At 67.6% G+C, this 20,082-nt stretch carries 16 protein-coding genes and 1 pseudogene; 14 read left to right on the plus strand and 3 right to left on the minus strand.

Annotated features, from left to right (window positions below):
* Nucleotides 1–2 precede the first annotated feature (2 nt).
* Entirely contained in the window at nt 3–929 is a 927-nt protein-coding gene (locus KVT39_RS26390) for a glyoxylate/hydroxypyruvate reductase A (protein WP_217590554.1), read from the minus strand.
* Between the two features lie 12 nt (nt 930–941).
* Entirely contained in the window at nt 942–1,802 is an 861-nt protein-coding gene (locus tag KVT39_RS26395; protein WP_217590555.1) for a GNAT family N-acetyltransferase, read from the minus strand.
* Between the two features lie 399 nt (nt 1,803–2,201).
* Here KVT39_RS26395 and KVT39_RS26400 point away from each other — a divergent pair, with 399 nt between their 5' ends.
* Both KVT39_RS26400 and KVT39_RS26405 read left to right on the plus strand, forming a co-directional pair.
* The gene (locus KVT39_RS26400) at nt 2,202–2,870 is read left to right on the plus strand and encodes a haloacid dehalogenase type II (protein WP_034182395.1); all 669 of its coding nucleotides are present in this window, start codon (nt 2,202–2,204) and stop codon (nt 2,868–2,870) included.
* Between the two features lie 209 nt (nt 2,871–3,079).
* Nucleotides 3,080–4,618 carry a methyl-accepting chemotaxis protein gene (locus KVT39_RS26405; RefSeq protein WP_217590586.1) on the plus strand — a complete coding sequence of 513 codons (1,539 nt, stop codon included), beginning with the start codon at nt 3,080–3,082 and terminating at the stop codon, nt 4,616–4,618.
* Between the two features lie 53 nt (nt 4,619–4,671).
* Here the strand turns inward: KVT39_RS26405 and KVT39_RS26410 are convergent, their stop codons facing one another.
* Nucleotides 4,672–5,016 carry a cupin domain-containing protein gene (locus tag KVT39_RS26410; RefSeq protein WP_217590556.1) on the minus strand — a complete coding sequence of 115 codons (345 nt, stop codon included), beginning with the start codon at nt 5,014–5,016 and terminating at the stop codon, nt 4,672–4,674.
* A 496-nt stretch (nt 5,017–5,512) separates the two neighbouring features.
* Here KVT39_RS26410 and KVT39_RS26415 point away from each other — a divergent pair, with 496 nt between their 5' ends.
* The 12 genes and pseudogenes from KVT39_RS26415 to KVT39_RS26470 all read left to right on the plus strand — a co-directional run bounded on the left by KVT39_RS26415 (nt 5,513) and on the right by KVT39_RS26470 (nt 20,029).
* A complete protein-coding gene (locus KVT39_RS26415) occupies nt 5,513–7,099 on the plus strand; it encodes an ABC transporter substrate-binding protein (RefSeq protein WP_217590557.1) in 1,587 nt (528 codons plus the stop codon).
* Between the two features lie 79 nt (nt 7,100–7,178).
* Complete coding sequence (locus KVT39_RS26420) at nt 7,179–8,132, plus strand: ABC transporter permease (protein ID WP_034182392.1); 954 nt, start codon at nt 7,179–7,181, stop codon at nt 8,130–8,132.
* A 30-nt stretch (nt 8,133–8,162) separates the two neighbouring features.
* Entirely contained in the window at nt 8,163–9,119 is a 957-nt protein-coding gene (locus KVT39_RS26425) for an ABC transporter permease (RefSeq protein ID WP_105392569.1), read from the plus strand.
* Nucleotides 9,119–10,990 carry an ABC transporter ATP-binding protein gene (locus KVT39_RS26430; protein ID WP_217590558.1) on the plus strand — a complete coding sequence of 624 codons (1,872 nt, stop codon included), beginning with the start codon at nt 9,119–9,121 and terminating at the stop codon, nt 10,988–10,990. Before KVT39_RS26425 ends, KVT39_RS26430 begins: the two co-directional genes overlap by 1 nt.
* Nucleotides 10,991–11,238: 248 nt before the next feature.
* Nucleotides 11,239–11,694 (plus strand): helix-turn-helix domain-containing protein, encoded by a 456-nt coding sequence (locus KVT39_RS26435; RefSeq protein WP_254640644.1) that lies wholly within the window; start codon nt 11,239–11,241, stop codon nt 11,692–11,694.
* Nucleotides 11,695–12,007: 313 nt separating this feature from the next.
* Nucleotides 12,008–12,742, plus strand: coding sequence for a cupin domain-containing protein (locus KVT39_RS26440; RefSeq protein WP_034182390.1), 735 nt, complete (start codon nt 12,008–12,010; stop codon nt 12,740–12,742).
* Between the two features lie 2 nt (nt 12,743–12,744).
* A complete protein-coding gene (locus tag KVT39_RS26445) occupies nt 12,745–14,070 on the plus strand; it encodes an FAD-binding oxidoreductase (protein WP_217590559.1) in 1,326 nt (441 codons plus the stop codon).
* A 135-nt stretch (nt 14,071–14,205) separates the two neighbouring features.
* On the plus strand, nt 14,206–15,483 hold the full coding sequence (locus KVT39_RS26450) for an FAD-binding oxidoreductase (RefSeq protein WP_175749187.1): 1,278 nt from the start codon (nt 14,206–14,208) through the stop codon (nt 15,481–15,483).
* Nucleotides 15,480–16,937 (plus strand): aldehyde dehydrogenase family protein, encoded by a 1,458-nt coding sequence (locus KVT39_RS26455; RefSeq protein ID WP_175749186.1) that lies wholly within the window; start codon nt 15,480–15,482, stop codon nt 16,935–16,937. Before KVT39_RS26450 ends, KVT39_RS26455 begins: the two co-directional genes overlap by 4 nt.
* Before the next feature lie 68 nt (nt 16,938–17,005).
* On the plus strand, nt 17,006–18,190 hold the full coding sequence (locus KVT39_RS26460) for a M20 aminoacylase family protein (RefSeq protein ID WP_217590588.1): 1,185 nt from the start codon (nt 17,006–17,008) through the stop codon (nt 18,188–18,190).
* A gap of 75 nt (nt 18,191–18,265) precedes the next feature.
* Nucleotides 18,266–18,643, plus strand: a pseudogene (locus KVT39_RS26465) (aldehyde dehydrogenase family protein); the annotation flags it as partial.
* A 108-nt stretch (nt 18,644–18,751) separates the two neighbouring features.
* Nucleotides 18,752–20,029 carry an FAD-binding oxidoreductase gene (locus KVT39_RS26470; protein ID WP_217590560.1) on the plus strand — a complete coding sequence of 426 codons (1,278 nt, stop codon included), beginning with the start codon at nt 18,752–18,754 and terminating at the stop codon, nt 20,027–20,029.
* Nucleotides 20,030–20,082: the final 53 nt, after the last annotated feature.

Raw genomic sequence — 20,082 nt, forward strand, 5'->3', positions numbered from 1 at the left:
GGTCAGTAGCCGCGCGCGCGATCGACGACGCCGATCATCGGCTGGCCCGCGCGATGGCGCGCGAGGTTCGCCAACACGGCGTCGACGGCGGTGTCGGGCCGCGTCGCGCTGGCGATGTGCGGCGTGATCCGGATGCGCGGATGGGTCCAGAACGGGTGTCCGGCCGGCAACGGTTCGGGGTCCGTCACGTCGAGGATCGCACTGTCGAGCCGGCCGCTGTCGAGCGCCGCGAGCAGCGCGGCCGCGTCGAGCTGCGGGCCGCGGCCGACCTGCACGAGCGACGCGCCGGCCGGCAGCGCGTCGAACACGCGCGCGCCGAGCAGCCCGCGCGTGCCGTCCGTCAGCGGCAGCAGGCAGATCAGGATGTCGGTGCGCGCGAGAAACGCGTCCAGCGCCGCCTCGCCCGCATGGCACTCGACGCCGTCGAGCGTGCGCGGCGTGCGGCTCCAGCCGGCGCACGGGAAGCCGAAGCGCCGCAGCATGTCGAGCACGGCCTGGCCGAGCGTGCCGAGCCCGAGCACGCCGATGCGGCGCGATGCGGCCGCGCGCACCGGCCGCTCGTGCCATACCTGCGCGCGTTGCTGCGCCGCGTAGTCGAACAGGTCGCGATGGATCGTCAGCACGGCCTGCGTCACATACTCGACCATGCCGTCGACGATGCCGGGCTCGATCATCCGCACGACCGGGATGTGCGCGGGCACGCGCGACAGGTCGAACTGGTCGATGCCGGCGCCGACGGAGAACACGATCTCGAGGTTCGGCAGCAGCGCGACCGGATCGTCGGGCGGCTGCCACGCGGCGAGGTAGCGCACCGCGTGCGGATCGCCGATGTTCGGCCAGATCCGGAACGCGAGATCGGGTGCTTGCTGGGCGAAACGGTGCGCCCATTGCGCGCCGCGCACCGGATCGGCCTTGTAGAGGAAGCTCATCGGATGCGTGGCTCAGCCGAGTGCTTGATTCACGATCGCGAACGCGCGCAGCGCCGGGTCGCGCGCGGGCGCGTCGCCGCGCGCCATCGCGACGACCGTGTCGACGCGCGGTAGCCCGAGCCCCTGCAGCCAGTCCGACAGGCCGCTGTCGCCCGGCACGTCGAGCCGCACGAACATGCCCTCGTGCAGCGCGAGCCAGTGGCTGATGAGCGCCTGCGCGCGCAGCGTGTCCGGCGCGATCACCGGCCCGATCGCATGGCCGCGGCCGAACCGGCGGAACAGCGCGAAGCCGAGCAGTTCGCCGTCGCGGTCGAGCGCGATGCCGTTGGCGACGTCGAGCAGCGCGTCGGTCACCGCGTCGCGCGGATAGCCGGCCGCGCGCGACGCGAGCGCCGCGAGGCGCGGTCCGTCGTTCGTGCCGAGCGGCCGCAGCCGTTCGCCGGGCGGTAGCGAGATCAGCGGCGGCTGGAATACGGTGCCCTGGTGCTGGTCGATCGTGCCGATCGCGTGGAAGCCGAACTTCGCGTACAGCGGCTCGCCGGCCGGCGTCGCATGCAGGAACACCGTGCGCGGGCCGAAGCCGTCGACCAGCCGCGCGAGGAGTTCGCGGCCGATGCCGCGGCCCTGGTGCTCGGGCGACACGATCACCATGCCGAGCGACGCGTGCGACTCGCCGAAGCGCCAGCCGAGCGCGGTGCCGACGACGCCGGTTTCGTCTTCGGCGACGAAGCCGCTGCCGAGCTGCAGCACGAAGCGCCAGTCGTCGACCCGATGCGGCCAGTTGAACGCTTGCGACAGCCGATGCGCGGCGGGCAGGTCGCTTTCGGCGAACGGACGATAGATAAGCGTGCGGGAAGGATTGAGGTCGGCCACGCCGGACTCCGGATTGGTAGGAATGACGCATCCACTCTGCCAGCGGCGGCACGGTGCGGATAGGACGATTCGCCTGTTTTTCGGCGATCGCGGCCCGTCGCGCGAAATCGACGCAAACCGGCTCGAACGGCACGGCGCAACGCGCGTTCCGTGCCGGCGCGGACGGTCAATCCGGCAACTTCTGCTGCATGAACGCCCGTACGATTGAAGCAGCGCAGCGTGCTCGCCGCCCGCCGGGATCGCGCCGCAGATCGTGCCGTGCAGGCCCGGCAACACGCGGCGATCGTGCGTTTCGAGCGGTATCGAACGATGCGCGAAGGATTTATTGCCCTGATTCAATTGCATTCAACCCAGCCCGTCCCCGGCCCTGCCGGGGCTTCACACCGACAGGACGTCACCATGATCCAATTTGAACCGAAATTCATCACGTTCGACTGCTATGGCACGCTGACCCGCTTCCGGATGGGCGACATGGCGCGCGAGGTTTACGCCGACCGCCTGTCGCCGGTCGATCTCGAGGAATTCGTGCGCGTGTTCGCCGGCTATCGCCTCGACGAAGTGCTCGGCGCGTGGAAGCCGTATCGCGACGTCGTCGTCAACGCGATCCGCCGCACCTGCAACAGGCTCGGCGTGAAGTTCGACGAAGCCGAAGCCGAGCGCTTCTACTTCGCGGTCCCGACCTGGGGCCCGCATCCGGACGTGCCGGCCGGCCTGTCGCGGCTCGCGACGAAGTACAAGCTGGTGATCCTGTCGAACGCGTCGGACGACCAGATCATGAGCAACGTCGACAAGCTCGGCGCGCCGTTCCACGCGGTGTTCACCGCGCAGCAGGCGCAGTCGTACAAGCCGCGCATGCAGGGCTTCGAATACATGTTCGACAAGCTCGGCTGCCAGCCGCAGGACGTGCTGCACGTATCGTCGAGCCTGCGCTACGACCTGATGACGGCCGAGGATCTCGGGATCAAGCACAAGGCGTTCGTCAATCGCGGCCACGAGCCGGGCACGCCGTTCTACAACTACTACGAAGTATCCGACATCGGCCATCTCGCGACGCAGCTCGGCCTGTAAGGGGCGCATCGGGGGCGCGCGCACGGGTCGTGCGTCGCGCCGCCGCCCGGGCACGCCCGGGCGAATCCACGGAGCGGCCGGCCCGGCCGCTTCGTCGTGCGCGTACGATCAGTGCACGGATCGAGGGTAAATACCGATGCGATGACGTTCAAGGTGGGGCCGCCAGCGCCGATATATGTACCGAATGGTTAATATCGCGAGGCTCCCGCATGAAGTTGTCCACGAAACTGCTGATGCTCGTCGCGGCCGCGCTGCTCGGCGTCGTATTGCTCGCCGCGATGTCGCTGCAGACGCTGCGCGGCGCGCTGATCGACAGCCGTCGCGAAGAGATCGTCATTCTTTTGACGAAGGCCGAACATCTGGTCAATTCGTACCGCGCGTTGCAGGCGAGCGGTACGCTCACCGCGGATCAGGCCCAGCAGCAGGCAAAAGCCGCGCTGTCGGCGCTCAACGCGGATACGAAAAGCTACTACTGGGTCACGACTGCCGACGGCGTCAACCTGGTTCACCCGAACGCGAAGTTCGTCGGCACGCGTGCCAAGGGCAACCGCACGACCGGCGGCCTGACCGATAGCGAGGCTTACCGCGCCGGGATGGCGCAGGCCCATTTCGCGCTCGTCGACGTGCTGGTCAAGCGCAGCCCCGACGCGGATGCGGTGCCGAAACTGCAGGGCGTGGTCGCCATTCCGGACTGGAACTGGTGGATCGGCACGGGATTCTTTTACGACGATATCGACGCGGCCTTCACCCGGCTCGCGATGGTGCTGGGCGCCATCGCGCTCGTCATCGCCGCGACGCTGGCGGCAATCGCATGGGGCGTCCTGCGCAGCGTCAGGCGCACGCTGGGCGGCGAGCCGGCGCACGCGACGCACATCGCGGCGCGCATCGCCGCCGGCGAACTGGACGTCGAGTTCGATGCGGCCAAGGCCGCGCCGGGCAGCCTGCTCGCGGCGCTCGGCGAAATGAAGGCGCGCCTGACCGAGACGATCGCCGAAATCCAGACCACGACCCATTCGATCGCCGTCGGCACCGGCGAGATCGCGCAAGGCAACCTGGACCTGTCGCAACGCACCGAGGAACAGGCCGCGTCGCTGCAGGAGACGGCCGCCAGCATGGAACAGATCACGTCGACGGTCCGGCAGAATGCCGAGAATGCGCGTCAGGCCAATGCGCTCGTCACCACGGCCAAGGAAGCGACCGAACTCGGCGGTGCCGCCGTGCAGGAGGTCGTCGAAACGATGCGGCAGATTTCCGAAGAGTCGGTGCGGATCGCCGACATTACCGTCGTGATCGAAAGCATCGCGTTCCAGACCAACATCCTTGCGCTCAACGCCGCGGTCGAAGCGGCGCGAGCCGGCGAGGAAGGGCGCGGGTTCGCGGTCGTGGCCTCGGAGGTCCGCTCGCTCGCCCAGCGCAGCGCCGCGGCGGCGAAGGACATCAAGGGGCTGATCGAGGTGTCGGTCGAGAAGGTCGGCAGCGGCAGCCGGCTCGTCGAGGCGGCGGGGACGCGCATGACGGAGATCGTCCGGTCGATCGACCGGGTGGCCGATATCATGGGCGAGATCTCCACGGCCTCCGCCGAGCAAAGCACCGGCATCGAACAGGTCGGCAAGGCGGTGTCGCAAATGGATGAAGTCACGCAGCAGAACGCCGCGCTCGTGGAGCAGGCTGCCGCTGCCGCTTCGTCGCTGGACGAACAGGCGGCACGGTTGAGGTCCGCGGTAGCGGTGTTCCGGCTGGCCGGCTGAGCAGCCGCCCGGGCGAGCAACCGGGCGCGGCGCGCATGCGCGGCCCGCCCGCGTCAGAAGATCACATACATCTTGCGCATCGTCTCGCGCACGTCCCGCAGCCCTTCGGTGTTCGCGGCGAAGAACAGCGTGTCGCCCGCGCCGAACTCGATCGCTTCCTCGCCATCCGGCGCAAACGTGCCGGCGCCGGCGAGGAAATGCATCGCCTTCGCCTCCTTCACGCCGCGCCGGTAAGTGCCCGGCGTGCATTCCAACACGGCGGTGTCGAACGCCTCGCTGCCCGGGATCACGACCTGCCGGCCCGACACGCGTGCGGGCTCGGTGCCGGGCAATCCGGCCGTGCCCCAGTCTTCGGGCAACGCGGTGTCGACTGAGCGGGAAATCTTCTGAACTTTCATGCGTGGGTGTCCTCGCGGTGACGGGAAATCGCCCCGGCGCAGCGGCTGCGAGGGCGGCGCACTGTCGCACGCGCGCGCGGCCGGCGACCAGGACATTTCGCTCGTTTCGATCTGCATCGGCCCACGCACGCGCAATCGACGCAAAACATGCGGTTTGGGGCCGCCGAACGCGTTTCGGATGCCGAACGGGCAATTTTGTCGGTGCAATCTGCGGCGGCCGCCGCTTTACGATTCTGTTTGTCACGCATCTGTCGCGAATGGATCAGGAAGGTGCGGCGGCACACGCGGGCGCGCAGCTGATCATGCTGCGCGGACGGCCCAAAACGGTCGAATCGTGTCGTGCAGGCGCCCCGAATCGCGACAACCGCCATTTTGGCGGTGCTTAAATGAACTCAATGCGTACGACGTTGCACTCGCTACCAGCACGCGGGCGCGGCGGGAATCACGAACCACGCTGGACCCCAGGACCCACTTTCCACAGTCAGGAGCAGTTCGGATGAGCGACGATATCGACAACGGCGGAGATCACCGCGGCTTCACGCGCCGCGACATGATGCGGACCATGGCGGCGGCCGGCATGATGGCCACCGGCGCCGGCGGACTGCTGATGGGCGCGCAGCCGGCGTTCGCCGCGCCCGCGCCGAAGCGCGGCGGCAAGATCCGCGTGGCGAACGAATCCGGTTCGACGGCCGATACGCTCGACCCGGCCAAGGGCTCGACGGGCGCCGACTACATCCGCTTCTTCATGTTCTACAGCGGCCTCACGCAGCTGGATGCCAGCCTGACGCCGCAGATGAACCTGGCCGAATCGCTGCGGACGACCGACGCGAAGACCTGGGTCATCAAGCTGCGCAAGGGCGTCACGTTCCACGACGGCAAGACGGTCGGCCCGGCCGACGTCGTGTTCTCGCTGCTGCGTCACAAGAACGCGGCCACGGCTTCGAAGGTCAAGACGATCGCCGACCAGTTCACCGACGCGAAGGCGACCGGGCCCGACGAAGTCACGCTCACGCTCGCCAGCGCGAACGCGGACCTGCCGGTGATCCTCGCGACGCCGCAGCTCGTGATCGTCAAGGACGGCACGACCGACTTCACGACCGGCATCGGCTGCGGCCCGTACAAGCTGAAGACGTTCAAGCCGGGCGTGTCGACGGTCGGCGTGCGCAACGACAGCTACTTCAAGCCGGGAATGCCGTATCTCGACGAGATCGAGCTGATCGGCATCAGCGACAGCGCCGCGCGCCTGAACGCGCTGCTGTCGGGCGACGTGCACCTCGTGAATGCGATCGATCCGCGCTCGACGCAGCGCGTCGCGTCGACGCCCGGCTATGCGCTCAGGGAAACCAAGTCGGGGCTCTATACCGACCTCATCATGCGCAGCGAAAGCCCGTTGACCGCGAACCCGGATTTCGTCGAGGGGATGAAGTACCTGTTCGACCGCGAGCAGATCCGCTCGGCGGTGTTCCGCGGCTACGCGGTGATCGGCAACGATCAGCCGATTCCGCCGGGCCATCGCTACTTCAACGCGTCGCTGCCGCAGCGGCCGCACGATCCGGACAAGGCGAAATTCCTGTTCCAGAAAGCGGGCGCGCTGGGCGTGACGCTGCCGCCGATCTACGCGACGTCGGACGCGAACGGCTCGATCGAGATGGCCGTGCTGCTGCAGCAGGCCGGCCAGAAGATCGGACTGAACCTGCAGGTGAACCGCGTGTCGGCCGACGGCTACTGGTCGAACCACTGGATGAAGCATCCGCTCGGCTTCGGCAACATCAACCCGCGCTCGAGCGCCGACGTGCTGTTCACGCAGTTCTTCAAGTCGGATGCGCCGTGGAACGAGTCGGGCTGGAAGAACGCGAAGTTCGATCAGCTGCTGCTGGCCGCGCGTTCCGAGACCGACGATGCGAAGCGCAAGCAGATGTACGGCGAGATGCAGGTAATCGTCGCGCAGCAGGGCAGGGTCGGCATCCCGGCGTTCATCAGTTTCCTCGACGGCTACGACAAGCGCCTCGGCGGCCTTGGTTCGATCCCGACCGGCGGGATGATGGGCTTCATGTTCGCCGAGAACGTGTGGTGGAACGCGTGACGCCGTTGCCCGTCGCAGCCGCGTTGCCGGTGCGGGTTGCCGCGCCGGCAACGCTCGAACTTTCCCTGAGGGCCGCGCCATGAACCGCATTCTGCTCGGACTGATCGGCCGCCGCATCGCGGTCACCGCGCTGACGCTGCTGATCGTGTCCGTGATCATCTTCGCGATCACGAACCTGCTGCCGGGCGATGCCGCGCAGGCCGCGCTCGGCCAGTCCGCGACGCCGGAAACGGTGGCCGCGCTGCGCCAGCAGTTCGGCCTCGACATGCCGGCCCACGTGCGCTATGTGCACTGGCTCGCGGGCCTGCTGCACGGCGACTTCGGCCGTTCGCTGTCGAGCGACATGCCGGTGTCCGACATGATCGGCGGGCGCCTGCCGAAGTCGCTGACGCTCGCGGCGATCACGACCTGCGTATCGGTGCCGATCGCACTGGTGCTCGGCATTCTCGCGGCGGTCAAGCGCGAGTCGGCGATCGACCGCGCGATCAGCCTCGGCACGCTGTCGCTCGTCGCGACGCCGGAATTCCTGATCGCGACGGTCGCCGTGCTCGTGCTGGCGGTGAAGCTGCACTGGCTCTCCGCGCTGTCGTACAGCGGCCCGATCGAAAGCGTCCACGATTTCCTGCGCGCGTATGCGATGCCGGTGCTGACGCTCTGCGCGGTCGTGATCGCGCAGATGGCACGGATGACGCGCGCCGCGGTCATCGAGCAACTGAGCGCGTCGTATGTCGAGATGGCCGTGCTCAAGGGCGCGAGCCCCGCGCGCGTGGTGCTGCGCCATGCGCTGCCGAACGCGATCGGGCCGATCGCCAATGCGATCGCACTGAGCCTGTCGTATCTGCTCGGCGGCGTGATCGTCGTCGAGACGATCTTCAACTATCCGGGCCTCGCCAGCCTGATGGTCGATGCGGTCGGCAACCGCGACTTCCCGCTGGTGCAGGCGTGCACGCTGATCTTCTGCGTGGCCTATCTGACGCTCGTGCTGTTCGCCGATCTCTGCTCGATCGTGTCGAACCCGAGACTGCGGACCTGACCGTCCCGTCCTTCTCCCGAGATGCCGAACATGCACCCGACCGAACCCGTACAACGCAGCAGCGCGCTGCCGCCGCCCGGCGATCCGCGCCCGTCGCGGGGCGACACGTCGCCTGCCGCACCTTCTCCCGAGCAGCCGCGCAAGCGCCGCGCGATGCGCCCGGCGCTGACCACCGGCGGCTGGATCGGCCTGTCGATGGCCGGCCTGATGCTGTTCGTCGCTGTGTTCGCGCCGTTCCTCGCGCCGCACGAAGTCGGCACGATCGTGACGCCCGACGTGTTCGCGCCGTTCAGCGCGAAGCTGCCGTTCGGCTCGGACTTCCTCGGCCGCGACATGCTGAGCCGGATCCTGTACGGCACGCGGCTGACCGTGCTGCTGGCGCTCGCGGCGGTGCTGCTCGCCGCGCTGACCGGCACGACGCTCGGGCTGCTCGCGACGGTGTCGGGCCGCGTGGTCGACGAAACCATGAGCCGCGTGCTCGATGCGCTCACGTCGATCCCGTCGAAGATGTTCGCGCTGATGATCGTCGCCGCGTTCGGCTCGTCGCTGCCGCTGCTGATCGTGACGGCCGCGATCAGCTACATGCCGGGCTCGTACCGGATCGCGCGCGCGCTGGCGGTCAACATCAGCACGCTCGAATTCGTGCAGGTCGCACGAGCGCGCGGCGAGAGCGCGCTGTACATCGCGTGCGTCGAGATGCTGCCGAACATGATTCACCCGATGCTCGCCGACACGGGGCTGCGCTTCACGTTCGTCGTGCTGCTGCTGAGCGGCCTGAGCTTCCTCGGGCTCGGCGTGCAGCCGCCGTACGCGGACCTCGGCTCGCTCGTGCGCGAGAACATCGCCAGCCTCGGCGACGGCTCGGCCGTCGCGATCATGCCCGCGGTCGCGATCGCGATCCTGACGGTGGGCGTCAACCTGTTGATCGACGGCTTGCCGCATCGCGGCCGCCGCAAGGGTGCGGCGGGCGCCGCGGGAGCACACTGATGCGACACGAATCGAACCCGCTCGTCGAAGTGCGCGGGCTGCGCGTGGTCGGCGGCCGGCCGGGCGGTGCGGAAACGACGATCGTCGACGGCGTCGACTTCGACGTCCGGCGCGGCGAGGTGCTCGCGCTGATCGGCGAATCCGGCTCGGGCAAGACGACCATCGCGCTGTCGCTGATGGGCCATGCGCGCGCCGGCTGCCGGATCGCCGGCGGCTCGGTCAAGCTCGACGGGGCGGACGTCTGCGCGCTGTCCGCGCAGGCGCTGACCGCGCTGCGCGGCCGCCGGGTCGCGTACATCGCGCAGAGCGCGGCCGCCGCGTTCAACCCGTCGCGCACGATCCTCGACCAGGTGATCGAGAGCGCGCTGATCCACCGGACGCTGACGAAGCGCGACGCGCAGGCGAAGGCGGTCGAGCTGTTCCGCGCGCTTGCGCTGCCGGAGCCGGAGACGATCGGCAAGCGCTATCCGCACCAGGTGTCGGGCGGCCAGCTGCAGCGTCTGATGGCGGCGATGGCGCTGATCACCGATCCGGAGCTGGTGATTCTCGATGAGCCGACGACGGCGCTCGACGTGACCACGCAGATCGACGTGCTGCAGGCGTTCAAGAGCGTGATCCGGCGCTACGGCATGAGCGCGGTGTACGTGTCGCACGATCTGGCCGTCGTCGCGCAGATGGCCGACCGGATCATCGTGCTGAGCGACGGCGTGATCCGCGAGTCGGGCGACACCGAACAGATCCTGCATGCGCCCGTGCATCCGTACACGCAGAGCCTGATCGCGGCGGTCGCGCCGAGCGATGCCGAACCGGCGGAGAAATCCGCGCCCGCCGCGCCGGAGCCGCTGCTCGACGTGCGCGGCGCGATCGCCGGCTACGGCGGCCGCACCGCGAAAGGCTGGCCGGCCAAGGTGATCCTGCACGAAGTGGACCTGCGCATCGGGCGCGGCCAGACGGTCGGCGTGATCGGCGAATCGGGCTCGGGCAAGACCACGCTCGCGAAGGTGATCGCGGGCCTGGTGCCGGCCACCGGCGGGCAGATCCTGCTCGACGGCGAGCCGCTCGCGCTCGACATCGGCAAGCGCACGAAGGAGCAGCACCGCCGCGTGCAGATCGTGTTCCAGAACGCGGATACCGCGCTCAATCCGGTGCATACCGTCGAGCGCACGCTCGCGCGACCGCTCGCGTTCTATCACGGGATCAAGGGCGCGCGCGCACGGCGGCGTGTCGCGGAACTGCTCGAGCTCGTGCGGCTGCCGCAGGCCGTCGCCGGGCGGCGCACGGGCGAATTGTCCGGCGGGCAGAAGCAGCGCGTGAACCTCGCGCGCGCGCTCGCGGCGGAGCCCGACCTGATCCTGTGCGACGAAGTGACGTCGGCGCTCGATACCGTGGTCGGCGCCGCGATCATGGATTTGCTGCGCGAACTGCAGGCGAAGCTCGGCGTGTCGTACGTGTTCATCACGCACGACATCGCCAAGGTGCGCGCGATCAGCGACGACATCGTCGTGCTGTACGCGGGCCGCCGCGTCGAGACGGGCAGCCGCGACGCGCTGTGCGCGCCGCCTTATCACCCGTATTCGCACCTGCTCGTGTCGTCGGCGCCGGAATTGCGCGCGGGCTGGCTCGACGATGCGGCCGAGCGTTGCCACCGGCCACTGGTGCCGATCGGTGCGAGCGCGGACGACGCCGGGTTGTGCCCGTTCCTGTCGCGCTGCCCGATGCGGGTGGACGGCGTATGCAATCAAACGGCACCCGTGCTGCGCACCCTCGACAACGGTGCGCTGGTGCTGTGCCACCGCAGCGAGGACGACCTGACGCGCTTCCAGGCGGAGCCGGCGGCGGTCGTCGCGCCGGTGCAACCGGTGCGCCTGTAGTGGGCCGCACCATTGGTTCACCGCGCTCGCGCAGGCCTGCGATCGGTTTTCCGCACAGGCTGCTGCGGCAGTCGCGTAAAACGGTGGATTGTGCGTGCGCCGTGCGCGAATATGCCGCAACTGCGCTTCTTGACGGTGATTAAACCGATCGACACCGGCGCGACCGGCACGCCGATCGAGTCGTTCGCGATCGCGCGCTTCGTCGCGCCGGTAACGGCCGCGCAGGCGGCCGCATGAGGATGGCGAACATGGTCGCTCTGTTCCACGATTCGGTCGAAAGTGCGGCGCTCCGCGCTGCTGGCGTCGGGCTGCCCGTATCGCCGGCCATCGGCGACGTGCTGCGCACGATCGATGCGTCGTTCGCGCAGCCGCTGAATCTCGATACGCTCGCGGCGGTGGCCGGGTTGAGCGTGTCGCGTTTCACCGCGCGTTTTCGCAGCGAAATCGGGCTGTCGCCGCATCGGTATCTGTGTCTGGTGCGTGTTCGGCGTGCGCAGGACTTGCTGCGCGGCGGCGTGGCGCCGTCGGTCGTGGCGACCGAAGTCGGTTTCTTCGACCAGAGCCATCTGTGCCGGCATTTCCGGCGGGTGCTCGGGATTACGCCGCGCGATTACGTGAGCGCGCGGTCGGGCGGGGCGCAGGGGCGAACGTCGTCGCTGCGCACGCGCGATGAACGCCGCGGCGCGTCCTGCCAGGCCGCGTAGGCGAAAGCGGAGCGGGCGCGCGGCTGCGACCGGCCCTGGCTGCTCGGTGAAGCCGCCTGCCGGCCCGTGGCTTGCGCATTAAACCGTATTTAACGATCGATTTTCTGGAAGTTAATCAGTCGGGAAGGTCCGAGAAGCATAATTGCAGGCACGAACCATCAGCCGCGCGATTGAATTATTTCGCAACGAATACGCTTTATCCAACAGATCAATACTCCTGACGGTTTCCGGAAACGAAGTCGCGAGAACGACGATTTCCGGTACCGCCCGAGGACATTTCAACAAGATCGTCGCGCAATGCGCAGGAGCAGAAATGACCGTAGCATTCGTGTTGCACCGTGCCGACGGCACGCCTTTGTCAACCGTCTTCCGCAGGGAGTCATTCGGCGAGAACGACCCTTTCGGGCGACATCGGGAGATCGCATGGGAAGGCCCCGACTCGATGGCCGCGGGCCGTATCGGCTTCGTGGGCGAGCTCGACGTGCCGAGCTTTCCGCACATTGAAACCATCGTCGTCGTGGAAGGAGAGCTTACGCTCGAAGTGCCCGGAGCGGCGCCGTTGGTGCTCGGCCCGCAAGCCGGGGCGGTCATCGGCAGCGGCACAACGGTCCGCGTCAGTGCAGCATCGCCGGTGCTTTTCATGTTCTGCGCGGCGGCTTGCAGGAATCCGACGAAACGCGGCCTCTTTGCGCTGCGCGCCGATGCCGACTTCAAGCCGTCCGCATCGCTGCCGGCCGACGTGCTGCTCGGTCCTGCTCCGCAATGCCGCAGTGACAACGTCTTCACCGACGACGGCGCAGGTTACTGCGCGGGTACGTGGGATTCGACGCCGTACCATCGGATCGTTCGCCCGCATCGCGTGAACGAGTTCATGCAGCTGCTGGCCGGCAGCGTACGGTTCGCCGCGCCTGATGGCAGCGTGCTGTCGGTCGGCGCCGGCGATGCGCTTTTCGTCCCGCAGGGCGCATCGATCGGATGGGAAAGCAGCGATCGCGTGGCGAAGTTCTACGTCGTGCAAGACGTCCGGTCTTCAACCGGGCAACATTGATCATGTCGCCTCCACTGCAGCACATACAAACTTCGCCCACGCTGCCGGCCGCGGCTGACGTCGTCGTGATCGGAGGCGGGATCATCGGCGTCTTTACCGCCTACTACCTGGCCCTGCGCGGGGTTTCGGTCGCGCTGGTCGAGAAGGGCAGGATCGGCGCCGAGCAGTCGAGCCGCAACTGGGGCTGGTGCCGGCAGCAAAACCGCGACGCGCGCGAGTTGCCGATGGCAAGCAAGAGCCTCGATCTCTGGGAACGATTTGCCGCCGAATCCGGCGAAGACACGGGTTTTCATCGTTGCGGGCTGTTGTATCTGAGCAATGACGAAGCCGAGTTGTCGCGTTGGTCCCATTGGGGCGAGTTCGCAAAGACCGCGGGCGTGACGACGTACATGCTCGACAGCCGGCAAGCGAGCCAGCGCGGGCAGTCAACCGGTCGGCCCTGGAAGGGCGGCGTCTTCTCGCCGAGCGACGGCACCGCCGACCCGGCGAAGGCCGCGCCGGCCGTGGCCGCTGCACTGATGAAGCTCGGCGGCAGCGTCAACCAGCACTGCGCGGCCCGCGGCATCGAACTCGAGGGCGGGCGGGTTTCCGGCGTCGTGACGGAAGCCGGGGTGATCAAGACCAGAACGGCCGTGCTCGCCGGTGGCGCGTGGGCGTCGTCGTTCTGCCGCCAGCTCGGCATCCGTTTTCCCCAGGCCTCGATTCGTCAGTCGATCCTGAGCGTGTCGCCTGTCGAACAGCGCTTGCCGGATGCGCTGTACACCTCCGGCGTGTCCGTTACGCGTCGGAGCGACGGACGCTACGCACTGGCCATCAGCGGCCGCGCGCGCGTGGATGTGACGCCGCAGTTCCTGCGATTCGCGCCGCAGTTCGTGCCGATGTTCGCGAAGCGCTGGCGCAGCCTTCTTCCGGGAGGCCTCGAAGGTATGCGCGGCGGTCACGAATCGCTGAAGCGGTGGCGACTCGATGCGCCGACACCGATGGAGGCGGTGCGCATTCTCGATCCGAAGCCCGATATGCCGACGGTCAACGAAACGTATCGTCGTGCCGTCGAACTGCTGCCCGAACTTCGTGAAGCGACGATCACTCACGCCTGGGCCGGGTTCGTCGACAGCACGCCGGACGGCGTCCCGGGTATCGGCGAAGTGCCGGGCGTGCCGGGCTTGATCCTGGCGGCAGGCTTTTCCGGGCACGGCTTCGGCATCGGCCCGGGCGCGGGTCACTTGATCGCGGATCTCGCCACCGGTGTGCGGCCGATCGTCGACCCGCTACCGTATCGGCCCGGCCGATTCGGCGAATCCGCGTGGGGCAAGGTCGCTGACTTTTAGTTTGCGGCCGTCACGCGGAAGGCGGTGGCGGCGTTTGAATGATGCGCTTCGGTTCGGATCGTGCGCGACCAACCGGATCGGTGCGGCGAATGCCCGCCGGCTTTCCAGCCTGGTGCGCCAGCTTTGGAGTGTGTGATGCGTTTCAGTTCCTACTGGCTCGATACGTCCGAGCCATTCGTGAGCAGCTCGCCGGATCTGCCTGACGGAAGTTGCGACGTGGTCGTGGTGGGCGGCGGAATCACGGGTTCGGCGGCTGCACTGGCGCTGTCGAAAAAAGGCGCACGCGTCGTCGTCTGTGAAGCCGGCACCGTGGGGCAGGCGGCGTCGGGACGCAACGGCGGCATGTGCAACAACGGCTTCGCGCAGGATTACGCTGCACTGTCGCAGCGCATCGGCACGGAACTGGCCAACCGCTTGTATCGTGCGTTCGACGCGGGTGTCGACACGGTCGAGCGGCTGGTCAGGGAGGAGTCGATCGACTGCGATTTCGTGCGCTGCGGAAAGCTCAAGCTCGCGGCGAAGCCGGAGCACTACGACAAGCTCGTGCGAAGTCAGGCGCTGCTCGCCGCGAGCGTGGATCCGGACACGCGCGTGGTGACGAAGGCGGAACTGCGCGACGAGATCGGCTCGAACCGTTATCACGGCGGGTTGATCTTCGAGAAGAGTGCCGGGATGCACGTCGGCCGCTATGTGCGCGGCCTTGCGAACGCCGCGCAAGCGCGCGGTGCGCACATCCTGGAGCGCGCGCCGGTACTCGGGTTAAAGAGGGAGGCGGGTGGCGCATACGCGTTGCGAACGCCGCTCGGCGAGATCCGTACGCGCCAGGTTCTTCTGGCGAGCGGCATTTCGCAGGTGGGGCCGTTCGGCTGGATCCGACGCAGGATCGTGCCGGTCGGCGCTTTCATCATCGTCACCGAGCCTTTGCCGCGCGAACTTCTGGACCGGCTGCTGCCGACTCGCCGGATGGTCACCGACACGAAGAACTTCGTGAACTTCTTTCGCGTCACGCCCGACAACCGGATGCTGTTTGGCGGGCGTGCGCGTTTTGCGACGTCCAACCCCCGTTCAGACGAAAAGAGCGGGTTGATCCTGCGACAGCAGATGGCCGCCGTGTTTCCCGAACTGGCCAGCGTGCGCATCGACCATTGCTGGGGCGGCATGGTCGACATGACGGCCAACCGCCTGCCGCGCGCGGGCCAGCGACGAGGTATTTATTACTCGATGGGCTATAGCGGCCACGGCACGCACATGGCCACGCTGATGGGCACGCTGATGGCAGAGATCATGGACGGGCGAGCCGATCTCAACCCGTGGAACAGTTTCGACTGGCCCGCTATTCCCGGCCACTTCGGCAAAGCATGGTTTTTGCCGTTCGTGGGCGCGTGGTACCGACTCAAGGACACCCTGCAATGAATTCACCTGTTCGTCACCTGATGCAAGCCGGAAGGCTGAATCGATTCTTCATCGACGGAGACTGGGTCATGCCCGACGGCGGCGATCGGTTCGCGGTCGTCTGCCCTTCCACTGAAGACACGCTGTGCGAAATTCCACTTGGGAACGCACGCGACGCCGACCGCGCAGTGCAGGCCGCGCGCGACGCTTTCGAACGCTGGGCCGCGACGTCGCCGCAGCAGCGCGCCGCGCTGCTCGACCGCGTTCATGCGCTGATACTCGAGCGTGCCGAACTGTTCGCCACGGCGCTCACGATGGAAATGGGCGCGCCCATCAGCTATGCGCGCGGTGCCCATGTGCCGCTTGCGGCCGAACATATCCGGGTCGCGCGCGACAATCTGGCCAGCTACCCGTTCCGGACCCGGCGGGGGACGACCGCGGTCGTGCGCGAGCCGATCGGCGTGTGCGCGCTGATCACGCCGTGGAACTGGCCGATCTATCAAATCACGGCGAAGGTCGGCCCGGCTCTCGCAGCGGGCTGTACCGTGGTCCTGAAACCTAGCGAGCTGTCGCCGCTCAGCGCGTTGCTGTTTGCGGAAGTGATTGCCGATGCGGGCGTGCCCGCGGGCGTATTCAACCTGGTGAGCGGCAGTGGAATGGAAGTGGGCGCGGCGCTCGCATCGCACCCGGAGGTCGACATGGTTTCGATCACGGGGTCGACGCGTGCGGGCGTACTGGTTGCGCAAGCGGCGGCTCCGACCGTCAAGCGCGTTGCGCAGGAGCTCGGAGGCAAGTCGCCGAACATCGTGTTGCCCGATGCGGACCTGTCGCGCGCCGTCGCGCCGGGCGTTGCCGCCGCGTTCCGGAACATGGGGCAGTCGTGCAGCGCGCCGACCCGTATGATCGTACCGCGCAGCCTTCTGGATAGCGTCGAAGCGTTGGTCGTCGCGGCAACGGAACGGATGGTCGTCGGCGATCCGTTCGCCGAAGCGACGACGCATGGCCCGCTGGCCAATCGCGCGCAGTTCGATCGTGTCGGGCAGATGATCGACGCGGGCATCGACGAACGGGCGAAGCTCATCGCCGGTGGGCCCGGACGGCCCGCGGGTTTCGATCGAGGCCTTTATGCGCGGCCGACCGTCTTTTCCGATGTCCGCACCGACATGACGATCGCGCAGCAGGAGATCTTTGGTCCGGTCCTCGCGATCCTTCCTTACGACACCGTCGAAGAAGCCATCGCTATCGCGAACGATACGGTTTACGGGCTTGGCGCACATGTGCAGGGCACCGACAAGGAACGCGTGCGCGAGGTGGCTGCGCGCATCCGGTCGGGTCAGGTGCATCTGAACTACCCGGCATGGGACCCGCAGGCTCCGTTTGGCGGGTACAAGCAGTCGGGGAACGGTCGCGAGTACGGGATCGAAGGGATGGAAGAGTACATGGAGATCAAGTCGATCCTGGGTTTCCATGATTGAAGCAGCTGCTGCGCGCGATGCGGCGGCAGTACACATTTGAATCCGTTTGCTTGGTAAAGGTGCCGAGATTGGAAATCCCCGTCATCCCCGAGGCGTCGCTGAAAACGCATCACGCGCACTGGGCGGCATTGCGCCGCGATCTGCATGCGCATCCCGAGTTGCGATTCGAAGAGCACAGGACGGCCGACGTCGTCGCCCGTGAGCTTGAAGACCTTGGCTACGCGGTTTCACGTGGGATCGGAGGCACGGGAGTCGTCGCGAGCCTGCCCGGTGCGAATCCGGGCCGCGGCATCGTGCTCCGCGCCGATCTGGATGCGTTGCCGATCCAGGAAGCCAATGACTTTGCGCACGCGTCGTGCGCCCACGGGGTCATGCACGCGTGCGGGCATGACGGGCATACCGTCATGTTGCTCGGGGCCGCGCGAATCCTGAAGGAACTACGGCAGTTGCCGGGCACGGTTCATTTCGTGTTCCAGCCCGGAGAAGAGGGGGGCGCGGGCGCGCGGAAGATGATCGACGACGGGCTGTTCGAGCGATGTCCGACGGAGGCGGTATTCGGCATGCACAACTGGCCCGGTTTGCCTGCCGGGCATTTCGGGTTGCGTACCGGCCCGATCATGGCCGCGGGCTCCCGGTTCAGGATTACGGTAACGGGCAAGGGCGCGCATGCGGCGCAGCCGCATCTGGGCGTCGACCCCGTCCCCCTCGCGTGTTCGATGGTGCTGCAGTGTCAGACCATCGCTGCGCGGCACAAGGATCCCGTGGATCCCGCCGTCATTTCCGTCTGCATGTTCCATGCGGGAACGACGGACAATGTCATTCCGGACAGCGCCGAGTTGCGTGGCACGATTCGCACGCTATCGTCGGCATTGCAGCAGAAGCTGCAGCGCGACGTCCAGCTCATGTGCGAGGGGCTGGCCCGTGCCTATGGCGCGCAAGTCGAGGTCGCGTTCTTTCAGTACTACCCCGCGACGGTCAACACGCCGGTCGAGACGGCGCTCTGCGAAACGGTCATTCGCGAGACGTTCGGCGACGCACGCCTTTACCGCGACGTGCCGCCGAACATGACGTCCGAAGACTTCGGCTTCATGCTGGAGGAGCGGCCCGGCGCTTATGTGCTGATCGGCAATGCGCCGGCCGGACCGGCCGCGCCGGCTCTGCATCACCCGAAATACGATTTCAACGACGACATCATTCCGGCCGGCGTCCGGTATTGGGTCGCCTTGGCGCAGCACTACTTCGGGACCGTTTGACGCGGCGGTTCGATCCATCGTGACCCGGATCGATTCGTCGAGCGCACCCGGTTGCGGAACGGCGCCATTTGGAAGGCGTTTTATGCGCCGACGATCCTGACCGGCGTGACGACCCAGTCGCCTGCCGTGCGCGATGAAATCTTCGGGCCGGTATCGACGGTGCGGACGTTCGACGACGAGGACGAAGCGCTCGCGCTCGCCGCGCACGACAAGTACGGGCTCGCGGCAGGCGTGCATACGGCCGACCTCGGCCGCTATGCGTACGAGGCGAACCTGCGCTTCAAGAGTGGGGGCGTGACGAATGACGCCGGCGCGTTCCATGACCGGATCGGACGGCATTCGGCCGGTGCGCGCGGGCTGCCGCATGGTGTGCTGCCGCGGCCGCGCAAAACAGCGGATGATGCGTGCGCCGTGCGCGAATACGCGGCAACTGCGCTTTTTGTCGATGCTTAAATGGTATTCACCGGGCGGCCATCGCCCGGTCGCGAACCTGCGGCGACAGGCGGGCCGGCGCTCCGCATGCGCGTCATGCGCGGCGCCCGATTGCTCACGAAGGATCCGATGAAATTCGAATCGTACTGGCTGGATACCCGCCCCGACTTTCGCGCCGGCAGCGAAGGGCCCGTCGAAGGGCGTGCCGACGTGGTCGTGATCGGCGGCGGTTTTACCGGGTTGTCGGCGGCGCTGGCGCTCGCGCAGCGCGGCGTGTCGGTCGTGGTGCTCGAAGCCGCACAGGTTGCGGCCGAGGCATCCGGCCGCAACGGCGGCCAATGCAATACCGGCGTCGCCCAGGACTACGCGTCGCTCGCCGAACGACTCGGCGCCGAGCAGGCGAAGCAGTTCTATCGCGCGTACGAGAGCGCGGTGCGAACCGTCGAAACGATCGTCGCCGAACACGCGATCGACTGCGATTTCCGGCGCGCCGGCAAGCTGAAGCTTGCCGCGAAGCCGCAGCATTTCGAGGGGCTCGCGAAGACCTTCGACGCATTGCGGCGCGACGTCGATCCGGACATCGAACTGATCGAGCCGTCGCGGATTCGCGACGAGGTCGGCTCCGACGGTTTCCACGGCGGCCTGCTGCAGCGCAACGGCGCGCAGATGCACATGGGCAAGTTCGGCGTCGGGCTCGCGCAAGCCGCGGCGCAGGCCGGCGCGCGCATCTACGAGCATGCGGCCGTCACGCAGCTCGAGCGGCTCGATGGCGAGCGCCACACGATCACCAGCACGCGCGGCACGATCGTGGCCGATCGCGTGCTGGTCGCGACCGGCGCATCGCAGCAGGGGCCGTTCGCGTGGTTCCGGCGGCGCATCGCGCCGGTCGGCAGTTTCATCGTCGTCACCGAGCCGCTTCCCGACGAGCAACTGAACCGGCTGCTGCCGCACCGCCGCGCGTACGTGACGTCGCGCCATATCGGCAACTACTTCCGCGTGACGCCCGACAACCGGCTGCTGTTCGGCGGCCGCGCGCGCTTCGCGATGTCGAGCCCGCGCTCCGACGCGAAAAGCGGCGACATCCTGCGCGCCGGGATGGCCGAGTATTTCCCGGCGCTCGCGAACGTGCGGCTCGACTATTGCTGGGGCGGGCTCGTCGACATCACTGCCGACCGCCTGCCGCGCGCCGGCCAGCACGACGGCGTCTATTACTCGATGGGCTACAGCGGCCACGGCGTGCAGATGTCGGTGCACATGGGCCGCGTGATGGCCGACGTGATGTACGGCGCGGCCGCGTCGAATCCGTGGCGTGAGCTCGACTGGCCGGCGATGCCGGGCCATTTCGGGCATGCGTGGTTCCTGCCGTTCGTCGGCGCGTACTACCGGCTGCAGGACATCCTGCACTGAACGATGCAATCGATGAAAAGACGCCCGACGGGCCGGCCGGTGGGCGGCGCGCT

It is taken from the genome of Burkholderia sp. GbtcB21, from assembly GCF_019091065.1.
Taxonomy (GTDB): Bacteria; Pseudomonadota; Gammaproteobacteria; order Burkholderiales; family Burkholderiaceae; genus Burkholderia; species Burkholderia pyrrocinia_C.